Source organism: Candidatus Izemoplasma sp., assembly GCA_036172455.1.
In the GTDB taxonomy this organism is placed as follows: domain Bacteria; phylum Bacillota_I; class Bacilli_A; order Izemoplasmatales; family Izemoplasmataceae; genus JAIPGF01.
Genome location: JAXKVY010000002.1, coordinates 192,980 through 216,426 on the forward strand (window position 1 = coordinate 192,980; position 23,447 = coordinate 216,426).

At 32.0% G+C, this 23,447-nt stretch carries 23 protein-coding genes, 3 tRNA genes, 1 pseudogene and 1 other annotated feature; of the genes and pseudogenes, 10 read left to right on the top strand and 17 right to left on the bottom strand.

Translation table 11 applies throughout. The features are described from left to right. Positions 1 to 6 precede the first annotated feature (6 nt). The 4 genes and pseudogenes from UMR38_03535 to spx form a co-directional block, all read right to left on the bottom strand. The gene (locus UMR38_03535) at positions 7 to 342 is read right to left on the bottom strand and encodes a hypothetical protein (GenBank protein ID MEC9484934.1); all 336 of its coding nucleotides are present in this window, start codon (positions 340 to 342) and stop codon (positions 7 to 9) included. Between the two features lie 80 nt (positions 343 to 422). Next, a tRNA-Leu gene (locus tag UMR38_03540) sits at positions 423 to 507 on the bottom strand. 99 nt (positions 508 to 606) lie between these two features. Then, positions 607 to 1,620, bottom strand: a complete 1,014-nt coding sequence (gap, locus tag UMR38_03545; GenBank protein ID MEC9484935.1) for a type I glyceraldehyde-3-phosphate dehydrogenase — start codon at positions 1,618 to 1,620, stop codon at positions 607 to 609. 256 nt (positions 1,621 to 1,876) lie between these two features. Further along, a pseudogene (gene spx / locus UMR38_03550) lies at positions 1,877 to 2,233 on the bottom strand (transcriptional regulator Spx). Between the two features lie 164 nt (positions 2,234 to 2,397). On the opposite strand from spx, the gene pepF reads away from it, so the two are divergent. From pepF to UMR38_03565, 3 genes are all read left to right on the top strand, one after another. Continuing rightward, a complete protein-coding gene (pepF, locus tag UMR38_03555) occupies positions 2,398 to 4,158 on the top strand; it encodes an oligoendopeptidase F (GenBank protein ID MEC9484936.1) in 1,761 nt (586 codons plus the stop codon). Between the two features lie 19 nt (positions 4,159 to 4,177). Then, positions 4,178 to 4,378, top strand: a binding site (T-box leader). 38 nt (positions 4,379 to 4,416) lie between these two features. Then, entirely contained in the window at positions 4,417 to 5,415 is a 999-nt protein-coding gene (trpS, locus tag UMR38_03560; protein ID MEC9484937.1) for a tryptophan--tRNA ligase, read from the top strand. After that, positions 5,415 to 6,326 (top strand): hypothetical protein, encoded by a 912-nt coding sequence (locus UMR38_03565; GenBank protein ID MEC9484938.1) that lies wholly within the window; start codon positions 5,415 to 5,417, stop codon positions 6,324 to 6,326. The genes trpS and UMR38_03565 overlap by 1 nt, the downstream gene beginning before the upstream one ends. A 23-nt stretch (positions 6,327 to 6,349) precedes the next feature. Here the strand turns inward: UMR38_03565 and UMR38_03570 are convergent, their stop codons facing one another. Together UMR38_03570 and UMR38_03575 are read right to left on the bottom strand one after the other, a co-directional pair. Continuing rightward, positions 6,350 to 6,625: a hypothetical protein gene (locus UMR38_03570; protein ID MEC9484939.1), complete on the bottom strand. Its 276-nt coding sequence runs from the start codon at positions 6,623 to 6,625 to the stop codon at positions 6,350 to 6,352. A 92-nt stretch (positions 6,626 to 6,717) separates the two neighbouring features. Further along, positions 6,718 to 6,858, bottom strand: a complete 141-nt coding sequence (locus tag UMR38_03575) for a hypothetical protein (protein MEC9484940.1) — start codon at positions 6,856 to 6,858, stop codon at positions 6,718 to 6,720. An 88-nt stretch (positions 6,859 to 6,946) separates the two neighbouring features. Here UMR38_03575 and UMR38_03580 point away from each other — a divergent pair, with 88 nt between their 5' ends. Further along, positions 6,947 to 7,858 carry a hypothetical protein gene (locus UMR38_03580; GenBank protein ID MEC9484941.1) on the top strand — a complete coding sequence of 304 codons (912 nt, stop codon included), beginning with the start codon at positions 6,947 to 6,949 and terminating at the stop codon, positions 7,856 to 7,858. A gap of 19 nt (positions 7,859 to 7,877) precedes the next feature. Here UMR38_03580 and UMR38_03585 read toward each other — a convergent pair whose 3' ends face one another. Together UMR38_03585 and UMR38_03590 are read right to left on the bottom strand one after the other, a co-directional pair. Beyond that, positions 7,878 to 8,138 carry an HPr family phosphocarrier protein gene (locus tag UMR38_03585; protein ID MEC9484942.1) on the bottom strand — a complete coding sequence of 87 codons (261 nt, stop codon included), beginning with the start codon at positions 8,136 to 8,138 and terminating at the stop codon, positions 7,878 to 7,880. Position 8,139: 1 nt separating this feature from the next. Beyond that, positions 8,140 to 8,466 carry an ATP-dependent metallopeptidase FtsH/Yme1/Tma family protein gene (locus UMR38_03590; GenBank protein ID MEC9484943.1) on the bottom strand — a complete coding sequence of 109 codons (327 nt, stop codon included), beginning with the start codon at positions 8,464 to 8,466 and terminating at the stop codon, positions 8,140 to 8,142. 101 nt (positions 8,467 to 8,567) lie between these two features. On the opposite strand from UMR38_03590, the gene UMR38_03595 reads away from it, so the two are divergent. Continuing rightward, complete coding sequence (locus UMR38_03595; GenBank protein MEC9484944.1) at positions 8,568 to 8,987, top strand: GNAT family N-acetyltransferase; 420 nt, start codon at positions 8,568 to 8,570, stop codon at positions 8,985 to 8,987. Between the two features lie 24 nt (positions 8,988 to 9,011). On the opposite strand, the gene mgtE is transcribed toward UMR38_03595, so the two are convergent. Next, a complete protein-coding gene (mgtE, locus tag UMR38_03600; GenBank protein ID MEC9484945.1) occupies positions 9,012 to 10,376 on the bottom strand; it encodes a magnesium transporter in 1,365 nt (454 codons plus the stop codon). Between the two features lie 151 nt (positions 10,377 to 10,527). Between mgtE and UMR38_03605 the strand changes: the two genes are divergently transcribed. The 3 genes from UMR38_03605 (at position 10,528) to UMR38_03615 (ending at position 12,668) form a co-directional block, all read left to right on the top strand. Continuing rightward, a complete protein-coding gene (locus UMR38_03605; protein MEC9484946.1) occupies positions 10,528 to 11,022 on the top strand; it encodes an inorganic diphosphatase in 495 nt (164 codons plus the stop codon). A gap of 17 nt (positions 11,023 to 11,039) precedes the next feature. Further along, a complete protein-coding gene (locus tag UMR38_03610) occupies positions 11,040 to 11,435 on the top strand; it encodes an OsmC family protein (GenBank protein MEC9484947.1) in 396 nt (131 codons plus the stop codon). A gap of 522 nt (positions 11,436 to 11,957) precedes the next feature. Continuing rightward, a complete protein-coding gene (locus tag UMR38_03615; protein MEC9484948.1) occupies positions 11,958 to 12,668 on the top strand; it encodes a peroxiredoxin in 711 nt (236 codons plus the stop codon). A 378-nt stretch (positions 12,669 to 13,046) separates the two neighbouring features. On the opposite strand, the gene UMR38_03620 is transcribed toward UMR38_03615, so the two are convergent. From UMR38_03620 to UMR38_03645, 6 genes are all read right to left on the bottom strand, one after another. Beyond that, positions 13,047 to 14,990 carry an EAL domain-containing protein gene (locus tag UMR38_03620; GenBank protein MEC9484949.1) on the bottom strand — a complete coding sequence of 648 codons (1,944 nt, stop codon included), beginning with the start codon at positions 14,988 to 14,990 and terminating at the stop codon, positions 13,047 to 13,049. A 1,462-nt stretch (positions 14,991 to 16,452) separates the two neighbouring features. Further along, positions 16,453 to 16,526, bottom strand: a tRNA-Gly gene (locus UMR38_03625). A 27-nt stretch (positions 16,527 to 16,553) separates the two neighbouring features. Further along, positions 16,554 to 16,627: transfer RNA gene (locus tag UMR38_03630), tRNA-Gly, on the bottom strand. Between the two features lie 64 nt (positions 16,628 to 16,691). Further along, positions 16,692 to 17,621 carry a 16S rRNA (cytosine(1402)-N(4))-methyltransferase RsmH gene (gene rsmH / locus UMR38_03635; protein ID MEC9484950.1) on the bottom strand — a complete coding sequence of 310 codons (930 nt, stop codon included), beginning with the start codon at positions 17,619 to 17,621 and terminating at the stop codon, positions 16,692 to 16,694. Positions 17,622 to 17,695: 74 nt separating this feature from the next. Continuing rightward, positions 17,696 to 17,896 (bottom strand): 50S ribosomal protein L32, encoded by a 201-nt coding sequence (gene rpmF, locus UMR38_03640; protein MEC9484951.1) that lies wholly within the window; start codon positions 17,894 to 17,896, stop codon positions 17,696 to 17,698. A gap of 13 nt (positions 17,897 to 17,909) precedes the next feature. Then, the gene (locus UMR38_03645; protein ID MEC9484952.1) at positions 17,910 to 18,377 is read right to left on the bottom strand and encodes a YceD family protein; all 468 of its coding nucleotides are present in this window, start codon (positions 18,375 to 18,377) and stop codon (positions 17,910 to 17,912) included. A gap of 82 nt (positions 18,378 to 18,459) precedes the next feature. On the opposite strand from UMR38_03645, the gene UMR38_03650 reads away from it, so the two are divergent. Both UMR38_03650 and UMR38_03655 read left to right on the top strand, forming a co-directional pair. Continuing rightward, on the top strand, positions 18,460 to 19,614 hold the full coding sequence (locus UMR38_03650; protein ID MEC9484953.1) for a nucleotidyltransferase: 1,155 nt from the start codon (positions 18,460 to 18,462) through the stop codon (positions 19,612 to 19,614). 44 nt (positions 19,615 to 19,658) lie between these two features. Further along, the gene (locus tag UMR38_03655; GenBank protein MEC9484954.1) at positions 19,659 to 20,648 is read left to right on the top strand and encodes a P-loop NTPase; all 990 of its coding nucleotides are present in this window, start codon (positions 19,659 to 19,661) and stop codon (positions 20,646 to 20,648) included. Between the two features lie 27 nt (positions 20,649 to 20,675). Here the strand turns inward: UMR38_03655 and UMR38_03660 are convergent, their stop codons facing one another. Continuing rightward, positions 20,676 to 22,082 carry an MATE family efflux transporter gene (locus UMR38_03660; protein MEC9484955.1) on the bottom strand — a complete coding sequence of 469 codons (1,407 nt, stop codon included), beginning with the start codon at positions 22,080 to 22,082 and terminating at the stop codon, positions 20,676 to 20,678. Between the two features lie 56 nt (positions 22,083 to 22,138). After that, entirely contained in the window at positions 22,139 to 23,404 is a 1,266-nt protein-coding gene (locus UMR38_03665) for a helix-turn-helix transcriptional regulator (GenBank protein MEC9484956.1), read from the bottom strand. Between the last annotated feature and the right edge of the window lie 43 nt (positions 23,405 to 23,447).

Below are 23,447 nucleotides of genomic sequence, written 5' to 3' on the forward strand. Positions count from 1 at the left end.
TTATGGTTATAAAGTAATCACTTTGGCATCAGATTGTAAAAAATCAGTCAGCAGTTCTCCTGTATACATAACGTTCACACCTAGATTTTCTAATGCTTGATCAACGTTTAAATCTTCTGCGCACTTCTTACACGCATAAAGTGGGATGTTTTGCTTAGTCATCAAGGCAACGCGTCGTTTGACATCATCGTTCTCTACAACAATTTTTTGGGATGGTCCCCAAATAATCACTTCTACACTGTCCCACCAACCATTTTTCTTTGAAGCAATGATGTATGGTGTAATCATTTCTTGAATATCGACTAAATTGTCGCTTTTCCATAATACAACTAATTTCGTCATTTTTATCCTTTCTTAAAGCTTATTATTTGAAAACTATAAAAAAAAGTTCTAACAGTCGTTAGAACCCATTAATGTACATATGGTGCGGTCGACGGGATTTGAACCCACACATCACAAGGATACTACCCCCTCAAGGTAGCGCGTCTGCCGTTCCGCCACGACCGCATTGCATTATAAATTGTATCATATTTTATAAAATAATCTAGTCTTTTTGCAAAAAAAATTAAGGCTTGCAAAGGCAAGCCTTAATAAAATGTTCATGAATTATTTTAAGTTTTCTGCTAATAACTTCATTGTACGAATCATTTGTGCAGTATAACTCATTTCGTTATCATACCAACTGATAACTTTAACCATTTGACGTCCGTCAACAGTCATAACTTTCGTTAATTTTGCATCAAATAATGATCCATAAGTAATTCCAATAGTGTCACTTGAAACGATTGGATCTTCAGTATATCCTAAGGTTTCATTAGCATGTTTTTTCATTGCAGCATTAACTTCTTCTTCTGTAACTTCTTTTTCAAGTTCAACAACTAAGTCAACACAACTACCAGTAACGGTAGGAACACGCATTGCCATACCATCTAATTTACCATTTAATTTAGGTAATACTTTACCTACTGCGACAGCTGCTCCTGTAGATGTTGGAACGATATTTGCTGCTGCTGCACGTCCACGACGTGAATTAATGCCTTTAGGGTTTGGACCATCTAATGTGTTTTGTGCATTAGTATATGAGTGAATAGTTGTCATAAATCCTTTTACTAATCCGAACTCATCATCTAATACTTTAGCAATTGGTGCTAAACAGTTTGTTGTACAAGATGCACCACTTACAATGTTTTCAGTTCCATCAAGTTCTTCATGGTTAACATTGTATACAACTGTTTTTAAGTCACCTTTTGCTGGTGCACTAATAACAACTTTCTTAGCTCCAGCGTTGATGTGTTTTTGTGCTTTATCTTTAGATGTAAAGAATCCTGTACATTCTAAAACAACTTCGACACCTAATTCTTTCCAAGGTAAGTCTTCTGGATCGCGTTCTGCGTAAATTTTGATTGGATCTCCATCTACAACAATTTTGTCTCCGTCAACAGAAATTGCATCTGTTTTGTACCGTCCTTGAGCTGAATCGTATTTCAATAAGTGTGCTAATGTTTCAGCATCAGTTAAATCGTTAATCGCAACGATTTCAAAATCTGGATCATCGTCCATTAAACGGAATGCTAAACGTCCAATACGACCAAATCCGTTAATTGCAACTTTAATAGCCATTAAAATATTCCTCCTAATTTTTTTACTTCAATTATATTATAAATGGTTTAATTCTAAATTACAACTGATAAGATATGAATACAAACGCTTTCTCAAGTATTTAATGCTCTAATTAATAAAAAGGTTAGCCCCATGGCTAACCTAATTTTTAAACTGTTTGTTGTTCTCTTTGTTTCAATTCTTTGAAGTAAATTTCAAGAGCATTTTTATAATCACAGTCTGCACCATTCTCACATGTAGTGCACATGATAATTTCGCGTAAACGTTTTGGGATGAATGTTCTAATTTCGTCTTCATTATAACCCACTTGCATTTTTTCGTCTTCAATAATAATCGGACGTCTTAATACACTTGGATTGTCAATAATAAATTCGGTTAACTCAGAGATAGACATTTCATCTAAATCTAAATCATTCTCTTGAAATACCTTTGATCGAGTGGAAATAATGTCATCGAATCCACCCATTGTGTTTTTTAACATCAACAAGATATCATCACGTGTTAATTGAATGTTAAAAATGTTTTTCTCGCGGTAATCAATACGATGATCGTCAAACCACTTTTTTGCTTTACGGCAAGAGGAACAACTCGGTGTTGTGTAAATTTGAATCATATGACTCACCTCTTTTTTATAATTTTTATAATAAAATTCGACTGCATAAATATTATAACACATTATAAATAAGATGCAATAGGTAGTTTCTACTTTGTGAACGTTTTCATTCCAATGCACGGCCCTGTGTGTTATAATTGAAAAGGATAAAAGGAGGAAAAACAATGAAATGGGACTTAACAAAGCTCTATAAAACCCTTGACGAATGGGAAAAAGACGTCGCTTATATCGAAAACATGATTAAAGACTTACCTAATTATAAAGGTAAACTAGGTGATTATGACACGTTTTTAGATTATTATAAGAAACAAAAAGAAGGTGCAGTAAAATTGATGAAAGCTTATCAATATGCTGCCTTGACATCAGATTTAAACAAAAAGGATACAAAAAATGCTGCACGGGTGCAACAAATGGCAAATATTGTATCAAACTTACAACAAGCTACTGCGTTTGAACAACCAGAACTGATCGCACTAGGTAAAGAAAAAGTCATTTCTTTTATTGAAAGAGATCCCTTACTTGAAGAATACAGATTCTCTATTGAAAAATTATTTCATGCACAGGAACATGTGCTAGATGGAGAAAGTGAGGGCTTATTAGCCAATTTTGCAAACTTAAGTAACCAAGGTAGTGAAGTGTACAGTGCATTATCAATTGCGGATAAGGAAGACCAAGAAGTGACACTGTCTGATGGTGAGACAATCACTATAACAAGTGGTAACTTTAGAAGTTACTTAGCTGATTTAGAAGATGCCGAAGATAGAAAGAAAGTCTTCCGCGCTATCTTTGATAATTACATGGACAACAAAAATACATATGCGCAAATTTATAATACAATTTTACAACGTGATATTGCGAATATGAAGAGTCGAAAATATAATTCATCTCTTGAATCATATTTATTTGGTAATAACATACCAACTGATGTGTATCACAATTTAGTTGACGTTGCTGAAGCAAGCACAGATTTAATCAAACGATACTATAAGATTCGTAAAGATGTGCTGGGTCTTAAACACCACCATACCTATGACCGTTTTATGCCATTAGCTGAAAGTACGACTAAGTATACGTATAAAGAAGCACAAAACCTCTTCTTCGATTCGATTAATCATCTAGATGAGAATTTCGTTAAAAAAGCACAAAGCGCTATTGAAGAAGGCTACGTTGATGTGTATGAACAAGAAGGAAAACGGACTGGGGCGTATTCATGGGGATCACTCAATCAACATCCTTATATATTATTAAACTATGATGATACCTTAAACAGTGTGTTCACATTAGCCCATGAAGCTGGGCATTCAATGCATTCATTATTTAGTGCAGAAAATCAACCTGTCGCGACACAAAACTATACCATATTTGTCGCAGAAGTTGCTTCCACCTTTAATGAACACAATTTACTCGATTATTTCATTCACAATAAAAATACAGGTAAAGACGATAAAATCACTTTATTACAACAATCAATCGATGATATTTTAGGTACATTTTATCGTCAAACCCTTTTTGCGACTTATGAACTGCGTGCACATGAACTCGCAGAAAAAGGTGTACCGATTACCCACGAAACACTATCAGAAATTATGATTGATTTATACAAATCGTATTATGATATTGATATTACAGAAGAAGAAAGCAAACAATTTGTTTGGGCATATATCCCTCATCTTTTCCATACACCATTTTATGTTTACCAATATGCGACAAGCTTTGCCGCATCATTAAAACTCTACGAAATGGTAAAAGAGGATAATGCCAACATCAAACATCATATGGATTTATTAAAATCTGGTGGTAATGACTTCCCTGTTGAACAGATTAAAAAAGCCGGTGTTGACTTAACAACAAAAGAACCTTTCTTGGCAGTTGTTAACCGCTTAGAAACGTTACTTGATGAATTAGAACTTGCACTGAAAGAATAAATGTTGTATTATAAAATCACATAACACGATGATTAGACAGAGTACTATCACCCTTATGTTTATAGCGAGTTTAGGATGGTGAAAGCTAAACAACACAAGCGATAGGAATGGATCTATGAGTGGCACTAACCCTGCCCGTTACTCTACGTTACAGAGATAAGCGCTAGTAAAAATACTAGAACTAAGGTGGTACCACGGACATATAACGTTCGTCCTTTTCAGGACGGACGTTTTTTATATTTTTAAGGAGGACTATTTATGAAACGTATATTATCAGGTATTCAACCAACAGGGTCTTTAAATATAGGGACCTATTTGGGAAGTGTAAAAAACTTTGTTAAATTACAGAATGACATGCCAGATTATGAATTCTTTATCTTTATTGCGGACTTACATGCGATCACTGTCCCTAAAGATAAACAAAAACTAAGAAAACTCATCAAAGAACTTGCTGCGTTATATATTGCGTGCGGGCTTGATCCAGAGCGTGTAAACTTATTTATTCAATCAGAAGTGCCTGCGCATGGACAAATGGCATATTTATTACAGTGTAATGCGTATATTGGTGAACTTGAGCGGATGACGCAATATAAAGATAAGTCTCGCAATCAAGAAACGGGTGTAACAGTGGGGTTATTTACTTATCCAACATTAATGGCCGCAGATATTTTACTATATGATGCGGAATATGTTCCCGTTGGGCAAGACCAAAAACAACATTTAGAGTTAACACGCGATATTGCACAACGTGTTAATAATAAATATAATGATATTTTCACTGTCCCAAAACCTTTAATCGCAGAGGTTGGCGCAAAGATTCAAAGTTTATCAGAACCCACTAAAAAAATGAGTAAGTCAGATGACAACGTCAAGTCTCGGATTAACTTATTAGACCCAGAAAACATCATCAAAAAACGCATCCGTTCGGCTGTGACAGATTCATTAGGAACCATCAAATATGATCCGGAAAACCGTGCTGGTATTTCAAACCTAATGACTATTTACTCTCTTATTGCTGGACTATCATTTGATGACATTGAAAAAAAATATGCTGATAAAGGATACAAAGAATTTAAAGATGACTTAGGTGAAATTGTCTACCAAGAATTAAAACCAATCCAAGAACGATACAACGAATTGATCAACTCTAAAGAATTAGATGAAATCCTAAACAAAGGCCAAGAACGGGCATTCAAAGTATCACAAAAGAAACTATATAAGTTTATGCATCGTATTGGACTAGGAAGAAAACGCTAGTGGCAGACAATAACTTTGCTCAGTTCATAGAAGAACTGAGAATTTCACGCAATTTAAGTCGAGAAGACTTTGTGGATGGTATAATTTCAACCAGACAATATCAGCGATTCTTAAACGGCGAATCATCAATTAAGAATAATAATATGACAGATTTACTTGAACGATTAGAAATCAATTCTATTGATATTTACTATCAGTATTTAGCAACTAATGATGATTATATAAAAAAACTAACAGATGCCTACCAGGCATACTTTAATAGAAATTTATTGAAAACAACACAAATACTATCTAATATCAACTCTGATAATATTTCGAACGATTATTACTTAAAGTACTATCGCTTTCTTAAAATCAATACTGATATACAACTAAAAAAAGTGCCTACATCTATGGGAATGGAAAAACTTAAAGAATTAGTGGATTATCCGAATATATTAGAACATAAAATTCTTAATTTTATTGAAATTAATATTCTTATAAGTTTATCTGATTATATTGTAACTGAGGAAAAAGATTTTAGAATAGCTAATTATTTATTTGATAAATTAAAAAGTAATCCCAAATTACCAAATCTATCACAGATTAGTTACAAACCTGCACTATACTCATATGTTGCTAGGACGTTGGGTCATATTAAAGAATATGAAAAGTCACTACAAATCGCTAAAACCGGATTAGAAATTTGCGAAAAATATCAGATTTATGCGGGTGTAAATTCTTTGCTTTACTATCATGCTTTAGGTGAGAAATATGTATATGATGATAAGCGACATCTTGAGACTCTACGTAGATTATATTTTAGTTTGCATATTTTTAATGAAACACCAAGGACCAAGACCTACAAGAAGTTTATACAAAAAAACTTTAGTGTCAGTTTTGAAGACCTATTTGAGATAAAAAATGCATAAAAAAAGAGGTTTCACCTCTTTTTTTACGCGAACTTAAACATAAACTCTTTTAATAATCTTTGTGTTTTATAATGAGAATCAACATTAATGACCCATCTATTTTCTTCTATTGCGGCAATGTGTTCTTCATACCATTCGTTTAATTTAGATATCATCAGACGAATCATTTCTACTTCTTCATTTTGTATTGCTTGTTTCAATTTATTTAGGTAACTAACTACATAGGGATCACATGAATACTGCTTAATCGTTCCTAACATCCCTTCATACTCAATTTTTAACTCTTGAATTGCTGTCATCGTAATTCCTCCTTATAATTTTTTTCATACTTAAAGACAAAACTTTGAAAAGTTAACAATTTATAGTAAAATATATGTGGGTCTCTTAATTCTTATAATGGCAATGTAGGCATTGGTCCTGGTAAATCTTCAAACTCATTATCTGCATCTGCGTTTACATTAAATTTTACTGCTTGCCCTAAGATTAACCCTACAGCGAATAATACTACCATTGCTTTTTTAATTTTTTTCATTTTTATCAGCTCCTTGTCAATATTTTATATGTATTATACCAAAAAGAAAAGGTCATATATGACCCATATTTTAAAAGGAGGTAATTCCATGAGTGAACAAACAAAAGAATTTGGCTTGTTTATTGACAGTTTACGTACTGATAGACAAATAAGTCGAGAAGACTTATGTGATGGAATTATTTCTTTGAGTCAGTATAAAAGATACCTCAGAGGTACTGCATCAATACCAAATAACAAGCTATTACAGTTGGCAGATAAGTTAAAACTAAGTATTAGCGAAATTCATACCTTGTTCAATAAACAATATAACCAACAATATAATCAAATACTTGATATTTATAACGATTTAAAATTAAGTAAATTTGAAATAGCATTAAAAAGAGCCTTAAAAGTCAAAAAGGATGTTATAGTTAGTTCTACCAATAAAATGTTTATTGATTATTGTATTATCAAAGCGCAATACCATTTAGATCTTGCATCAAAGGTTCAAGCTCTTGATGTTTATTCAGATATGATAAATTATCCTGCATGTATGGATAATTTATCATTTAATCGAATTGAGTTAGCAATTTTAATAGAAATTGTACAAATAGCTGCGAGCATGGAAAACTACGAACCCACTAACTTATTATACAAGGTTTTAATTTCTGAAGATTTTGAGTATATAACAAGTAATGACAGATCATTTGTACCATCATTATATTACACTTTAGCACTATCTTTGAAAGTACAGAGAAAGTACCAGGAAGTCTTAGACATTTGCAATCTTGGAATCGAATATTCATTAACATACGAAACCTCAAATGCTCTTGCTCATCTACTCTATATGAAAGCCTCTACGCATGATGATTTAGGTGACACAGAGCAAGCGTTAAAAGTTGCTAAAAAAGCTTTTATGCAATTGATCATTGAAGATAAGCCTGAAAAATTCAATAGTTTTAACAAGTTGTTTGAAAATAGATTCAATATGAAAGTAAGTGACATAATAAAAATCGATTGATAGTGAATAATCAATCGATTTATTTTGTGGATAATTTATTAATTAATTGGGTAATTTCTCTTATTGCTGGGACTTCATCAACGCCTTCTGCTTCAATTTCAATTAATGCCCCTTGGTTTACTCCCAAACTAAGTACACTCATGATTGACTTCAAGTCAGTTGAAACTCCTTCATGAGTGATCGTTATTTTTGATTGAAATTCATTGGCTTTGTGGACTAACATCGTTGCTGGTCTAGCATGTAATCCTTCTTTATTACGAATAACATACACGCGTTTCATTCTATTCACCAACCCATTCTTTCATTTGGTTATAATATGTTTCGTTTTTATCACCATCAAAATAGAATTTAATTTTATCGCCAATAACATGAATCCCTTTTGCACCAAATGCTAATAAAGCATCGGTATTAAACTTATTCCCATCAGGAACATGTAAAATGATTTTATTGCGTTTAAACTCTATTTTATTAACATCTTCATTTATAATCAATTGATGAAGTTCATCAATTTCGACTTTTTTTGGTTCAGGCTTACTATTCTTCTTTACAATAAAGATAACGATTGCGACTACGATCAGTAGTGCTATTCCAATATAGATATATTCCAATGTGACACCTCCTATCAATTATAGTTTATCATATTGATGGTTGTTTTAAAATATTAATGAGTTATAATTATACTATAATATATTATTAGGATGTGATTTTTATGGTTGTTGTTGCGAAGACGCAAAAAGAAATATTAGATAATGTGTTGGTTCGGGGAAAAGTGTTTATTGTCGAACAAGAAATTGATTGGGAAATTGAATTTGACGGTTTAGATGATCAATGTGTCTTATTTACTGCTTATGATGATAAAACCCATCAGCCAATTGGCGCAGCTAGATTATACAAAAATAAAGTTGGTCGCGTCGCAACCTTAAAAGCGTTTAGAAAACAAGGTGTTGCAACAGAGATTATGGCCAAAATTGAAGAATATGCAAACAATAATCAAATACCAGAACTTGTGCTTCATGCTCAGTTATATGTGAAAGACTTTTATGAGCATCTTAACTATATTCCAGTTGGAGACATTTTCGAAGAAGCGAATATCAAACACATTAAAATGGTTAAAAAAATAACACCTTGAGTCTAATGACTTAAGGTGTTTATATTATAAAGTGTTAATGATCAGCATTGTTGCTAAAGTGAAATAAACACTTAACGCAAGGATGTCGTTTATCACTGTAACAAATGGCCCACTTGCAACTGCTGGATCGATATTGATGGCATTGATTAACATCGGTATAAAGGCACCTGCAAAGGTCGATACCGTTAAACTAATAACAATTGAGATTGAAACAACAAATGCAATATCAAATGCATATACGTTATTAATCAACAGCAAGAAACTAAATGATACTAAAAATAAAACTAGGCCAATGATAATACCATTCAGTAGTCCTGTACCAATTTCACGTATAAGGTGATTTCTGATTAATGCCTTATTTGAAAAAGCATCATTATTTAATGCTCTTACGGTAACCGCAAGAGCTTGTGTTCCGGTGTTCCCTGCCATCCCTAAAATCATCGGCATAAAGAGTGCAATTGTTGGCACCTGATCTAAGGCTCCTTCAAACTGACTAATTATAGCAGAGGTAACAAACCCTAAAACACTTAATACAATTAACCATGGTAGACGTTTTTTTGTACTTAGCCATACTGTTTCACTACTACTATCAATTTCGATATCACTAACCCCGGCAAACATTCCATAGTCTTCTTGTGCCTCTTCTTCGATAACATCGACGATATCGTCAATGGTAATGATTCCTAACATTCGGTTAAGTGAATCGACAACCGGCAAGTTTGTGAAATCGTAATCTTTAAAGATACTGGCAACATCTTCTTGGTCATAATGGGTTTTCACACTGATGATTCGATCATTCATAATATCTTTTATCTGTTGGCCTTTTCTAGCTAAAATCATTTCTCTTAAAGAAAGTGTTCCAACCAAAGTATTTTTAGCATCAGTAATATATATCGTATTAATTGTTTCCGCTTCTACTGCTTGTTTCAATAGTTTTTTCATACCTGACTCTACACTATCTTTGACACTGATTTCAACATACGCTGTGGTCATGATTGCCCCAGCGGTATCTTCTTCATACCGAAGCAGTTGTTTTATCGTTGATCGATGCTCTTCGTCCATTAAACGGAGATATCCTGTTTGTTCTCCAGGCTCCATCATTTCAATAACATCAACCGCATCATCAATATCCAGTTCTTGAATAATATTTACAATTAATCGTGGAGGCATTTCTGTAAATAAATCTAAAATGTATTCTTCTTCTAAGAATGAAAAAATAAGTGCAAGTTCTTCAGCATTTAATTGTTCATACACGTTATCTCGCGCAGATTCTTCTAATGATAATATAGCCTGCGCCAAGTCATAGGGATGATATTCAAAAAGTGTTTCTGTATCGATGGTTTCAGCCATATATAATTCATGTATTTTCATTTCTACTGTATTGTCCATAATTGCCCTCCAATCTAATTATATTGTATCACACCTCTTTTTAGAATACCAAGCAAGACGATTATTAATGTAACAAAATTCTGATTTTCATTCTTTCATTGAAAAATTTTCATTGCTCGATTATAATTAGTATAGAGAGTAGGTAATGAATATGGAAAAAGTATATGAAGCAATTATTGAAATTCCCATGGGAACAAAGAATAAGTATGAAATCGATAAAGAACGTAATCGGATTAAACTCGATCGCGTTTTATATTCACCAATGACATATCCTGCAGAATACGGATACATAGAAAATACATTGGCTGAAGATAACGATCCGTTAGATATATTGGTCATTTCAAGCAGTAAAACATTCCCTGGATGTATTGTCGATGCAAGAGTTGTTGGATATCTCAATATGATTGATAATGGTGAGCCTGATCAAAAGATTATTGCAGTAATGAATAAGGATCCACGCTTTTCACATATCAATGAAATTAATGATATCCAAGAACATACATTAAGGGAAATCAAACACTTCTTCAAAACCTATAAAGACTTACAACAAAATAAAATCGTTGAAGTGAAAGAATTCCATGATAAAATTGATGCATTAGAGTTGATACAAGAGTGTAAAAAACGCTATATTGGAGTTAAAGAATAGTAAAGGAGAAATTTATTATGGCTAACAAAGTTAATGTAACGTTTTTAGAATCAACTGAAGGTGTCGCGAAAACTGAGCACTTTCATACTGACATCAGTTTTACAGGTAAGGCATTTGCCCCTTATGAGTTATTGTTAAGTGGGTTTGCATCTTGTTTGCATGCGACTTTCATGGGTATTGCAAAGAAGATGAAAGTTGATTATGAGTCTGTGAATTATGATGTCACTGGTGAAAAACGCGAAAAAGTCCCAACGTTTCTAAAACATGTATTAGTAAAAGTAACGGTTACTGGGGTAGAAGAAAACCAACAAAATAAATTCAAGAAAGCAATGGAAACTGCAGAACGGTATTGTAGCATTTCAGCAATGATAGCAAAAGTCGCTGAATTAGAATTTGAGTTTAAATTTGAATAAGAGGTAAATGTCTCTTTTTTTATGCATATAAAAACTGCCCCATTTTTTATATTTTTCTATATCAATATTTTTGAGTGCCAGTTCACTCGTTGCATCATTTTTACTCCAACTAATTCAATGTTATCTGTCAACTTCAAGATCTCAAATGTCTGTCTTTAAAAACAATCTTATCAATATAAATATGTAATTGTCATTGAATTCTTTTGTTCTACTATTTCTAATTATTTTATCAATGATCATTCACATTTTAGTGAATCGCTTTATTTAGAACACTCTATTATAATTTTACACAAAAACGGTATATTTTTTATAAAATAAGGAAGTATTGTATTTGTTACAATATTATGATATAATAAAATTGTAATGGTTACAATATCTAGTATTTTATAAAATTTATGACACCCAACTGTTGAAACCGTGGTTAATAATGATAATTTGAATGGACTCTTAATTCATTATAATGAACAAATAAAAAGATCTATGTCGAAGTTATCAAATATATAATATAAAGGAGAGCAAGATATGTCAGAAGAAGAAAACAAAGTTGTTAATGAACCATCTAAAGTAACTAGAATGCCACTAATTGGTGATGATGCACCAGCATTTAAGGCAACCACAACGCAAGGGGAGATTAACTTCCCAGAAGATTATGAAGGAAAATGGGTGATTTTATTTTCACATCCTGCTGATTTTACTCCAGTATGTACTTCTGAATTTATTACATTCGCAACAATGATTGATGATTTCAAAGAATTGAATACAGAATTGATTGGACTTAGTGTGGATAGTTTGTACGCACACATTGCGTGGCTAAGAACCATTCAAGAAAAAATTGATTGGAATGGACATAGTGGTGTGGAAGTAACATTCCCATTAATCGAAGACATTAGTATGAATGTAGCAAGTAAATTTGGCATGATTCAACCTAATCAATCATCAACACAGGCTGTAAGAGCTGTATTTGTAATTGATCCAGAGGCAAAAATTAGAACGATTCTTTACTACCCATTATCAACAGGTCGTAACTTTGATGAAATTAAGCGTATTGTTCAAGCATTGCAATTTGCAGATAAACATGGTGCGGCGACTCCTGCGGATTGGCGTCCGGGAGATGACTATATCGTGCCACCTGCAGGATCTTGTGGTAAAGCGAAAGAACGTATGGAAGGTGTAGATGCTGATTATTGTTTAGATTGGTTTATGTGCTTTAAAAAAGGTGAAAAAACAAAATAAAGTTACAAATAAAAAATACCCCAACAGTTAGTTAAAATGTTGATGGTATTTTTTTATGTCTTATTTAGATTTTAAAAAGGTGCCATTCCAAGATGATATAATTGTCAACTGATATTTATCTGATACCAATAATGGCTGTCCATATGACTTAAGAATATTTAAATATATAAGCTTTTGTATCTCTCGTTTTTCTTACATAAAACAATTCTAAAAAAGTAAAAACAGAGTAAAATAATGAACTATATCCTATCCAAAAGTGAATCCTAATGAATTTCTCTCACATATGAAAATTAGATGACATGCTCTTGTTTTATTTTTAATAAACTAAAGTTTTAAAGGATTATTTGAAATTGATACAAAGAATTTGAATCAGAATTACTATATCATCTTTGTCGGTCTATGATGCAAATATCCCTGTTGAAGAGATACTCCTAATTCATAAAAAAGTTCTGAGTCTCGAATAGTCTCAATTTTTTCAATTATAACAGTTTTATCTTTGCTTAAAGTTTCTTCAATAATCGGTTTTAAGATATCTAACGTCAACTCATCATGTACTTTATCGACAAATATTCCATCTAACTTTAAAATATCAAAAGGTACATCTTGAAGTAAACTAATTGAAGTGTATATGGAACCAAAATCATCTATTGCAATAGAAAAATATTTATGAATTCTTTTTATTATTTTAATTATGTCTACATCTTCAATAAAAACTTTTTCGCTTATCTCAATAACAATATCTTCTCTTTTAATCTCATTCTCTTCTAATAAATTTAAAATAAATTGAACAATACTTTTATCTTTAAGCGCATGAGTCGACAAATTTAAGGCCAATTTGATTGGGTTGGTAATTGTTTCTCTTACTAGTTTATAATTTTCTATTGATTTTTTAATAATAAGTTTATCAAGCTTATCCATAAAATTAAACTTATCGGCAATATCAAAAAAGACTTTTGGATGAACAAAACCTAATTCTAAGTCGTCCCACCTTGACAATGCCTCAATATATTTAAACTGTTGCTGATTTATATCGAATATTTTTTGAAAATATATGTCAATTTTACATTCTATAATTGCTTGGTGTAATTTATTTTTTAATTTATGGTTTTCTAACATTTGTTGATATTGCTCTTTAGAAATCTGTATTATTTCATTTATTTCATTTATCTCAGCAAAATAACTACTTTCTTTTGCAACTTTCATAGCTGTTTCATAATCTGAATGTTCATCAACTATACCATATCCAATAGTTAAGCTAAGTCCAAGGGTATTCTCAGTCTCTGTTTTATTCTTGAAATCTGCTAAACGTTTAAAATAGTGTTCATAATTGTCCAATTTATTAAAAATCAACACAAATGATCTTTCGTTATTTAAATAGATATCGCCTTTCTTAGTCGTTATTTGTTTTAAATTTTTTATAATGTTTTCTTTTTCTTTAATGATGCTTTTTTGTTTGTTAAATACTTTGACTTGTTCATAGTTGGATATAGATACAAAGAATATAATACCTTGAGATTGTTTATTCTTCGCTAAATCAAACATTTCAATGCGAGGTAAACCGGTATGTTTGTCATATAAATTTTTGTTCTTCAATTGATTGATTCTCATATCGAGCTCCGTGATGTTAATTATAGTAAGAAGTATGAGATCTTTTTCTAACCTTTTTAAAATCATTTGATGTGAAGTATGATTTAATACATTTTTTACGTAAAAGCTGTGTTTGGTTTTGTTTTTTTTAAGAATTTTATTTTTCATTAATTTTAATATTCTTTTATGGTCTTGGTGACCTAACTGGGATCCTTTTTTGTTTCTCAAACTCATATCATCTTTATCAAAAAATAAGCGAGCCTCCTCATTCGCATATGAGAATTCATAATCATATAATATATTATCTTTACTATAATTCATTTTCAAAATTGCAAGACCAAAAGGTATTTTTTGCAAGAGATTTATAGCATGTAAAAGTCTTTCTTTCTCTAATAGAAAAAAACCAATAAGCATCGTAATACGGTCTTGCGATATTACATTATTAATATAGAAGGAATATTTTTTAAAATTTTTATGTTTAAAATTTATTGGTTTTACTATATTCTTGTTTTGGTAATTTATGATAATATCAGTAATTTTCTCTTCGTTTTCAAGTACGTCATCATTAAAAACATCAATATCGAATGATAGAACATTTTGAACTGTTTTGTTATTATTTTGGTATTGATCTGAAAAAATAATCTTTACTATTCCATTAATATCATCTATTTCAATAATTGATTGTTCGTTTGTAATCGTTTTCTTTAATTGATTAATTCCACGATTGTTTTTCATAATTTCCTCCTACAATAACTCTATGGTACTACCGAAGAATTATCGCAAATGAAATTCAAATTTATTTCTTAAGTTACCATTAATATCATTCTAAAAATATGGTCACAATATACATACGCATACATAACTTTTTTTCTTGTCATCAACCAACTTTTGTTTATAAAATTATTATTTAATATATATAAATTATATTATGACATCATTTTCATGTCAAGAAAACGGACTCACTAAACTACAACTTAATTTTATTATCTACATCATATTAGTAATGCTTTCACCTAACAACTTCCAGATACGTTTATCCTAATCAAATAGATGTTTTGTGAATTGATGTGTAGAAATCTCACATAAAGTCTGCAAATCAAATAAAATCAGAAGCTTGTTTGTTTTTTTCTAGTTTTAAATTATTCTGTTTGTTTTTGACTAATCAAAGTGTTCAGATAGTTCTTTGTACATGTTGTTATATTTTTCTATATTTGTACTGGTTTTAGAGTTTTCTCTGAAAAATTTGTTGTATGAGTTGTAACCTGCTTATTTTTAATTTTTTTAATCATACTTAAATATTCTTACTGAATATGTCTTGTCCGTATCGTGTTTATCTCGATTTCAGGTGCTGTCAACCCGTGTTGCTTTTTCCAAATGACTTGTGTTTATTTTTTTGACTAACTTAGATCTAGATTTGTTGTATGATTTCTTGACAAACAATAACTCAATCATTCATATATATAACTGCACAAGAAAAGAAAAACTCCCGAGTGAACGAGAGTTAAATTTTAAATTACTTTCTTTGATGAAGAAGTACCCGCATCAAGATTTACCAACAATAACAATTGTTGATATTATATAAGTTGGAAAGAACACTATAAACACAAAGAATATCATATCACTATCCAATAAATATCTTATGATTTCATTAGTTGAATCAACACCAAATTTTCCAAGTATAAAATAAGCTACTAACATCAATGTACTTGTTATTTCTAAATAAATCAACATGGATTTATTATTATAAATTTATTAAACATTAAAACAAATATAATTGTTGATCCAACCAAAATAATTAACATGCATGGTTTGAATCCTATCATACCCATAGCCATAAAAACCCCAAATAACAAAACACTTGAAACAATTGTCAATATCTTCATCTGCACTGCTATGATTTTCAAGGACACATAGGTACCACCCTAGATATAAAAATAGTGGCATGCAACTTTCCTCCCAAATATTATACCATCTGATCAACTATATTTAAATACAATATTAGCCTGATATACTGGTTAAATGGCTTGATTACTGTAATCGTGTAGTGTATTTGTAAATTTAGCAAAAATTGTATCAAAATAGGGTGTTCCATACCTACTACCTATACTATTTTAGTACAATGTGAAAATCAAGAGATGGCTAAATAAAAGCAAAAAAAAGGTTTGATACAGAATGTATCAGACCTATTCTACTCTTATGGAGCGGGTGATGGGAATCGAACCCACACAGTCAGCTTGGAAGGCTGAGGTTCTACCATTAAACTACACCCGCAAAGGGATTTATCCTTCTGACAAAATTTGGAGCGGGTGATGGGAATCGAACCCACACAGTCAGCTTGGAAGGCTGAGGTTCTACCATTAAACTACACCCGCAAATTTGTCAGCATTAGTATATTATCATAAATGCAAAAACAAGTCAATATGAATGACTGAAAATTTATATTTTTTTTATTGCACGAAGTTTCGCACTATGCGCACGGTTGTTATGTTCTAACTCTTCTTTGCTTGGACGAATCACTTTCTTTGTGACAAGTTTAAAATCAATATCTTCTTTGATCTCATGAGGTAATAATGGGACGTCTTTTGGAATGTCTGAGGTGACTTTTTCTTTCATTAAAGATTTCGCAATCCGGTCTTCTAATGAATGGAATGAGATAACAACAATACGTCCACCTGTATTGAGTAGATCAAAGGCTTGTGTTAATGATTTTTCAAACACTTGAAGTTCATCATTCACAGCTATCCGTAAGGCTTGAAAGGTCTTTTTCGCTGGATGGCCTTTTTTCTTTAATACTTTTTGGGGTAAGGCATCTTTAATCACATCGACAAGCTCAAAGGTTGTTTCAATTGATGCGTCTTTCCGTCTGGCTTCAATTTTACGCGCAATTTGCTTGGCAAACGATTCATCGGCGTAGCGATACAAAATCTTTACTAACTCATGATAATCATATGTATTCACAATCTCTTTAGCTGTTAAAGATTGGCGTGTATCCATTCGCATATCAAGTTCGGCATCATAATTATAACTAAACCCACGTTCAGGATCATCAAAATGAAATGAAGATACTCCGAGGTCATATAATATGCCATCAACCTTCTCGATACCAAGATTATTTAACGCATCTTTGATGTATACAAAGTTCTTTCTGATAATAGTATAATTCTTATTTAGTGTATCAAGTTTTTTAGAAGCTTTTTCAACCGCAAAGTCATCTTGATCAAAGGCATATAAATGTCCCGTATCAAGGCGTTTTAATATCTCATAACTATGGCCTCCACCACCAAGTGTACAATCGACATAGATACCATCTGATTTAATATCAAGATAACTTATTGCTTCATCTAATAATACAGATATATGTTTCATTTTACCATCTCCAACAGTAAATATATAATATCATAATTTCCCAAAAGAAAAAACGCTTAATAGCGTTTTTCTTTTTACAGATCGAAATCTTCAATCTCAGTTTTTTCTTCTACAACTGCTTTACCGTTATAATGTCCACATTCTTTACATACGCGGTGAGCTAATTTCATTTCACCACAGTTTGGACAAACGACCATTCCTGGTACATTCAACTTGTAATGTGTACGACGTTTACGTTTCGCAGTTTTAGAAGTTCTACGAAATGGTACTGCCATTTTGTTTCAGCTCCTAATTCTTGTTGTTCTTGAGAGATGCAAATGCCTTGTTTATGGTCTCGTCAGATGATGGAATCTCATCGTTTTCAAAATCAACTTCATCATAAGCGTTATCAGAAACAACCCTCATTGGCTTCTCCAAGTATATATTAGACCATATTATCGGTAATAAGTCAATAGTAATCCCATTAATTTTTCGAGTTTCGTCATCTTCATAGGTCGTTAAGACCTCTTCAACCTCAAAATGCATAGGATATTCTATCTCTTTTAGAGTAATTGCACACTGTAATGTCAAGGTACAGTCAATCTCTAATAAGAAGTTGAACTCTTCTCCATCATAAATCTCAAAATCACCAGTAACATGGACATCTGATATATCCAAAATATCAGTACCTGCAATATAATCAGTTAAATCAATAGTCTCATCAATTGTATTATCAATATTATATTGTTTCATTAATTCAGCGATTGTCCATTTCACAGCACTCACCTCCAAGTGTTAAAAATTATACGATTACTGTGGAAAAATGTCAAATATACTGTATAATTTAATTGGTGGTTCGATGAAAGCAACTGGAATAATCGTTGAATATAATCCGTTACACAATGGCCATATGTATCATCTAAATGAAACAAAGAAATTGTTTCCTGATCGATGCACAATTGCGATAATGAGTGGCAACTTCACGCAACGTGGTGAACCAGCAATTGTTGATAAGTTTGCACGTACTGAAATGGCCATCAAAGCAGGTGTCGATCTTGTGATTGAGTTACCTTTTGTGTTTACGGTACAGAATGCTGATATTTTCGCTAAGACAAGTGTCCATTTACTGGATATGCTTGGTGTCGAAAATATCGTTTTTGGCAGTGAGACCGGTGATATGACAGTTTTAGAAGATATGTTAAAGCAAATGGATTCTAAAATTTATCACGATCGCGTTAAATATTTCTTAAAACAAGGAAATAGTTATCCTACAGCTAGTGCTTTAGCAATGGCTGAACAAGGCATTGATAAAGGATTTGATGCGCCAAATAATATTTTGGGTCTGCAGTATTTAAAAGCAAAAAAAGCGCTTAATAGTAAGATTACATTCCATACCATCAGACGTCAAACGACAGGGTATTATGATAAAATTAAACAAAATGCTTCTATTCAGAGTGCAACAGCTATTAGGGGCCTCATTAAAAATAATGAGTCCTACGAACGGTATGTTCCTAAACCCGTAAAAAGCATTCTTGACTCACATAAAAGCATTGATTATAACTTTTTTACAGATCATTTTAAGTATTTAATTAATGTGATACCGGTAGAAGATATTGGCAACTTATTTAATATGACTGAAGGTATTGAGCATCGGATTAAAAAAATGCGGCATTTCTCCACCACAAGTGAGTTAATTGAACAACTCATCACGCGACGTTATACGTATTCTTCGATTAAACGCACCCTTGCGCATTTACTATGTCAAACAAAAGAAACGCTGATTGAGAGTTTCATACCACCCTATCTTCGTGTTCTTGGAATGAACAAGGTGGGTAAGGAGTATTTATCACAAATAAAACATGATTTAGAGATTCCTTTAATTACCAATGTTAAAGAAGGTATACACCCGTATTTAGATCATGAATTGAAAGTCTCTCGAATTTATTCATTAGCCAGTGATAAAGACGTTTTCAAAATGGAATTTGACCCGACAATTAATTTGTATATTAATTGATTTAAACTGATAAACCGTTATAATAATTTTTGGGTGATATAAAGATGACTAAAGAAGAATTAAAAAAAGCATTAGGATCGATTACTGACCCCTCTGCGGAAAAAACATTAGCAGAAACAAACGGGATTAAGCATATCGATATTGCTGATGATGTTGTAACATTGATTGTTGGTTTAGAAAAAACTGATGATATTTATGTAAAAAGCATTAAACGCGATTTAGCCAGAAAGATTAAACTTGATTTAGGATTTAAAGGTGTTAAAGCTGAGTTCCAATTAAATAAATTATCTGACAGCATCTTATCAAGAGAAGTGAAATATATTGGTATTGCATCAGGTAAAGGTGGCGTTGGAAAATCAACCGTTACTGCCAACTTAGCGTATGCATTAAAACGCTTGGGTAAAAAGGTTGGAATTATTGATGCTGATATTTATGGTAGTAGTATTCCTACCTTATTAGATATGCCAATTAAAACACCACGTAGTACAAAAGATGAAAAAATCATCCCTTTTATTGTGGATGATATCGAAGTTATTTCGACAGCATTTTTCTTACCTCAGAACAAACCACTCATGTGGCGCGGTCCGATGTTAGGAAAAATGTTAAACCACTTCTTTTATGATGTGCTCTGGGCAGATGATATTGAATATATCTTAGTCGACTTACCACCGGGTACAGGCGATGTCGCAATGGATATTCAAAAACTGATTCCAGCATGTGAAATGATTATCGTAACAACTCCACATCCAAGTGCGTCTTTCATTGCTGTTAAGGCTGGTTTTGCAGCAAAAGAATTGAAACATGAGTTATTAGGTGTTGTGGAAAACATGACACAATTAGTTCATAAAGGCGAAAAATTAAAAATCTTTGGTGAAGGTGGCGGTGAAGAAGTCGCGAATAAACTCGACACTGAATTACTCGCTCAAATAGAAATTGGACAACCAAAAGATCACAGAACTATTTTTGATGTTAAAGAAGATATTGGTGTAAGCTATTTAGGCCTAGCCAATAAGGTATTAAAAGCGAACAAATAACTAGATATTAAAAGCAAATTATGCAATCTAGGCATAATTTGCTTTTTTCTTTAAAATATGCATTTCATATAAAAACATTGCTAGAGCGAGTAATCCTGATAATATATCAGCAACAAAGAACGTATACCATAGGCCTTGAAGTTCAAAGAAATAGGTGAATAGGAAGACTAGCGGGACAAACAAGATAAACTGTCGTGATAAGGCAACAAACATTGCCCGTTTAGCATACCCAAAAGATTGATAGATACTCGACATTAATATTTGGAAACTGACAAGTGAAAATCCAATCGAAATAATTTTCATGGTGTTAGATCCATAATGAATAAAGAAATCATTACTATCTGAATTAAAGAGTGTAAAGATATAAGGTGCGAATAGTTGGACGGCAATAAATGTTATTGTGAAGTAAGCAAGCAATATTTTAGCTGCAAACTTGCTTACATCAATTAATCTTCGATAGTTTTTAGCACCATAATTGTATCCAGCAATCGGTGCTAAGCCTTGGACTAATCCAAAGGCAGGCATAAATAAGAATAAGATAATCCGATTGATTACACCAAAAATAGATACGTATATCGCATGATCACCGCTTGTATATTGCTCAATCATTATAAAGATAAATATCGTTAGAAAAGCCCCTATGGCATTTCTCAAAAACGTTGGGACACCCACTAAGAAAATCTCTTTCATTATTGTAAAGTTAAATACAACAAGTTTTTTTAAATTGATGTATAGTACCGAATCAGGTCTAAATGTCATAAGAAAAATATAGAAAAAGCGGACTACTTGAGCAATGACGGTTGCGATTGCAGCCCCTTTTACACCAAGTCCTAAAGTGGGGAAGTTCAGTCCGAAAATCACGAGTTCATCAAAAATGAAAAAGGGGTCTAATATAATATTCAATCCAGCACCAATGACCATTGAGTACATAGCAACACGTACACGACCTTCAGCGCGCGTAAGATTGTTTAGAACCATTGATAAGGTTAAGGGAACCAGCCCAAGTAAAACAATCGATAAATAGTCTTTAGCATACCCTATGTTGGATTCAGTTGCTCTAAAGAATAGTAATAACTCATCAATGAAAATAAAGCCTAATATGGTCAGTGTTGATGCCAGGATAATATTAACTCGCAATGCTGTATTGACAGTTACATTCATCGTATCTTCATCATTACGACCGTAAGCTCTAGAAAAGACACTAGCGCTCCCGACTCCAATCATAAGTCCGGCAGACATTATAATCATTTGTACAGGAAACGCAAGCGATAGTGCACCAATAGCTATTTCACCAACACCACGACCAACAAATATTGTATCAGCTAAATTGTATAATGCGTTAATCATCATTCCAAGTGTTGCTGGAATAGCTAATGATATTAATAATTTATGGATATTCTTATTACCTAATTGTTTTGATTTTTCCGTTTGCATTACGGTCACCTCAGTCGAACCAATTATAATGCATTAGGAAAATTCTGACAAGTTATTTAACCCAATAAATCTTGCGTCTTTTTCAATTCCTTTTCATATTTCCGTAAATAGGTTAATCCTTCTTTATATCGATGTGTCTCATAACAAATGTCGATAATTTCATCGATGTAATATTTGAGTTTGTGAATATTCTCTGTTTTGATTGAAAATGGAATCGCTATATCTCGCAAATACTCTTTTTTATCATTTAAATAAGCAGTTAAATAATGCCAATGAATTTTGTGATGCATTTCTTCTTGGGTCGGATGATAGTCTTTTAAAATCATTTTAACATGCTTGATCATATCAAAATCATCTTCAATGTAGAAGATTTCATACATTAAGACCATTTTACGAAAAAAATGTTTGGATTCATCGGTAATACCTTTTAAAACAAGTAACGCTTTTTGATATTTCTTAAGCTTAAAATATATTTCAGCTTCTAAAATATGATAGGTATCGATATTATCAATTTGAACAATACCTTTTTTTAGTTGCATCAAAAGTTTTAAAGCCAAATCAGGATGTTCATTAGTAATCTGTATCACTTTCTCAATACCCATGCGTATCATTCTTTTCATGGCATTATAGTGCTGAAAGTAGAACAATGCTTTTTTGTAATCTTCTTGCGCAGAATATGACATGAGTAATCGATTCTTGATGTAATATTTAATCTCATATAACATGGCCGTTATATATTCGTTATCTGTGATAATTTCATCACTGATGAGTAAAAGTTCTAATGCCGTACGGTAAAGATTTTTCTTCATATAATAATGTGATGCCAAAAGCAAATAGAATTTCAACTCTAAATTTGTCATATTTCCCACTAATTCTTCTAACATCATGACGAAGGCTGAATGATTTTCATCATTAAAATAGATATAATAAGCTAACTTAACTAAGTTAATCATCTTATCATGTTTGATGTCTTCAATATCTTGATAGATTTGATGAATACAGTCATCTTGTTCATAAAAGAAAGCTTCGATAATTTGACCTAAATACTGTTTATGTTGCTTACTTTTAACATAGATTTCATCATCAATCTCTAATCTATTCATGATCTCATTAACATAATAGTCACTTGGTATGATTTGGTTATTTTCAATCTTAGATAAATAACTGATACTACAAATCCCTTTCGCTACGTCATCTTGCGTTAGGTTTTGTTTCTTACGTGTTTTTTTAAGAAAACTTCCAATATCTTTAAAATCATTCTCATATAATTCTTGATGTTGCCGTTTTTTGATAACTGTTCTCATTCTTCGTATACTCATCATGCTCGCTCCTTATCTTGTGTTTTGTCACCGATACCATTTTACC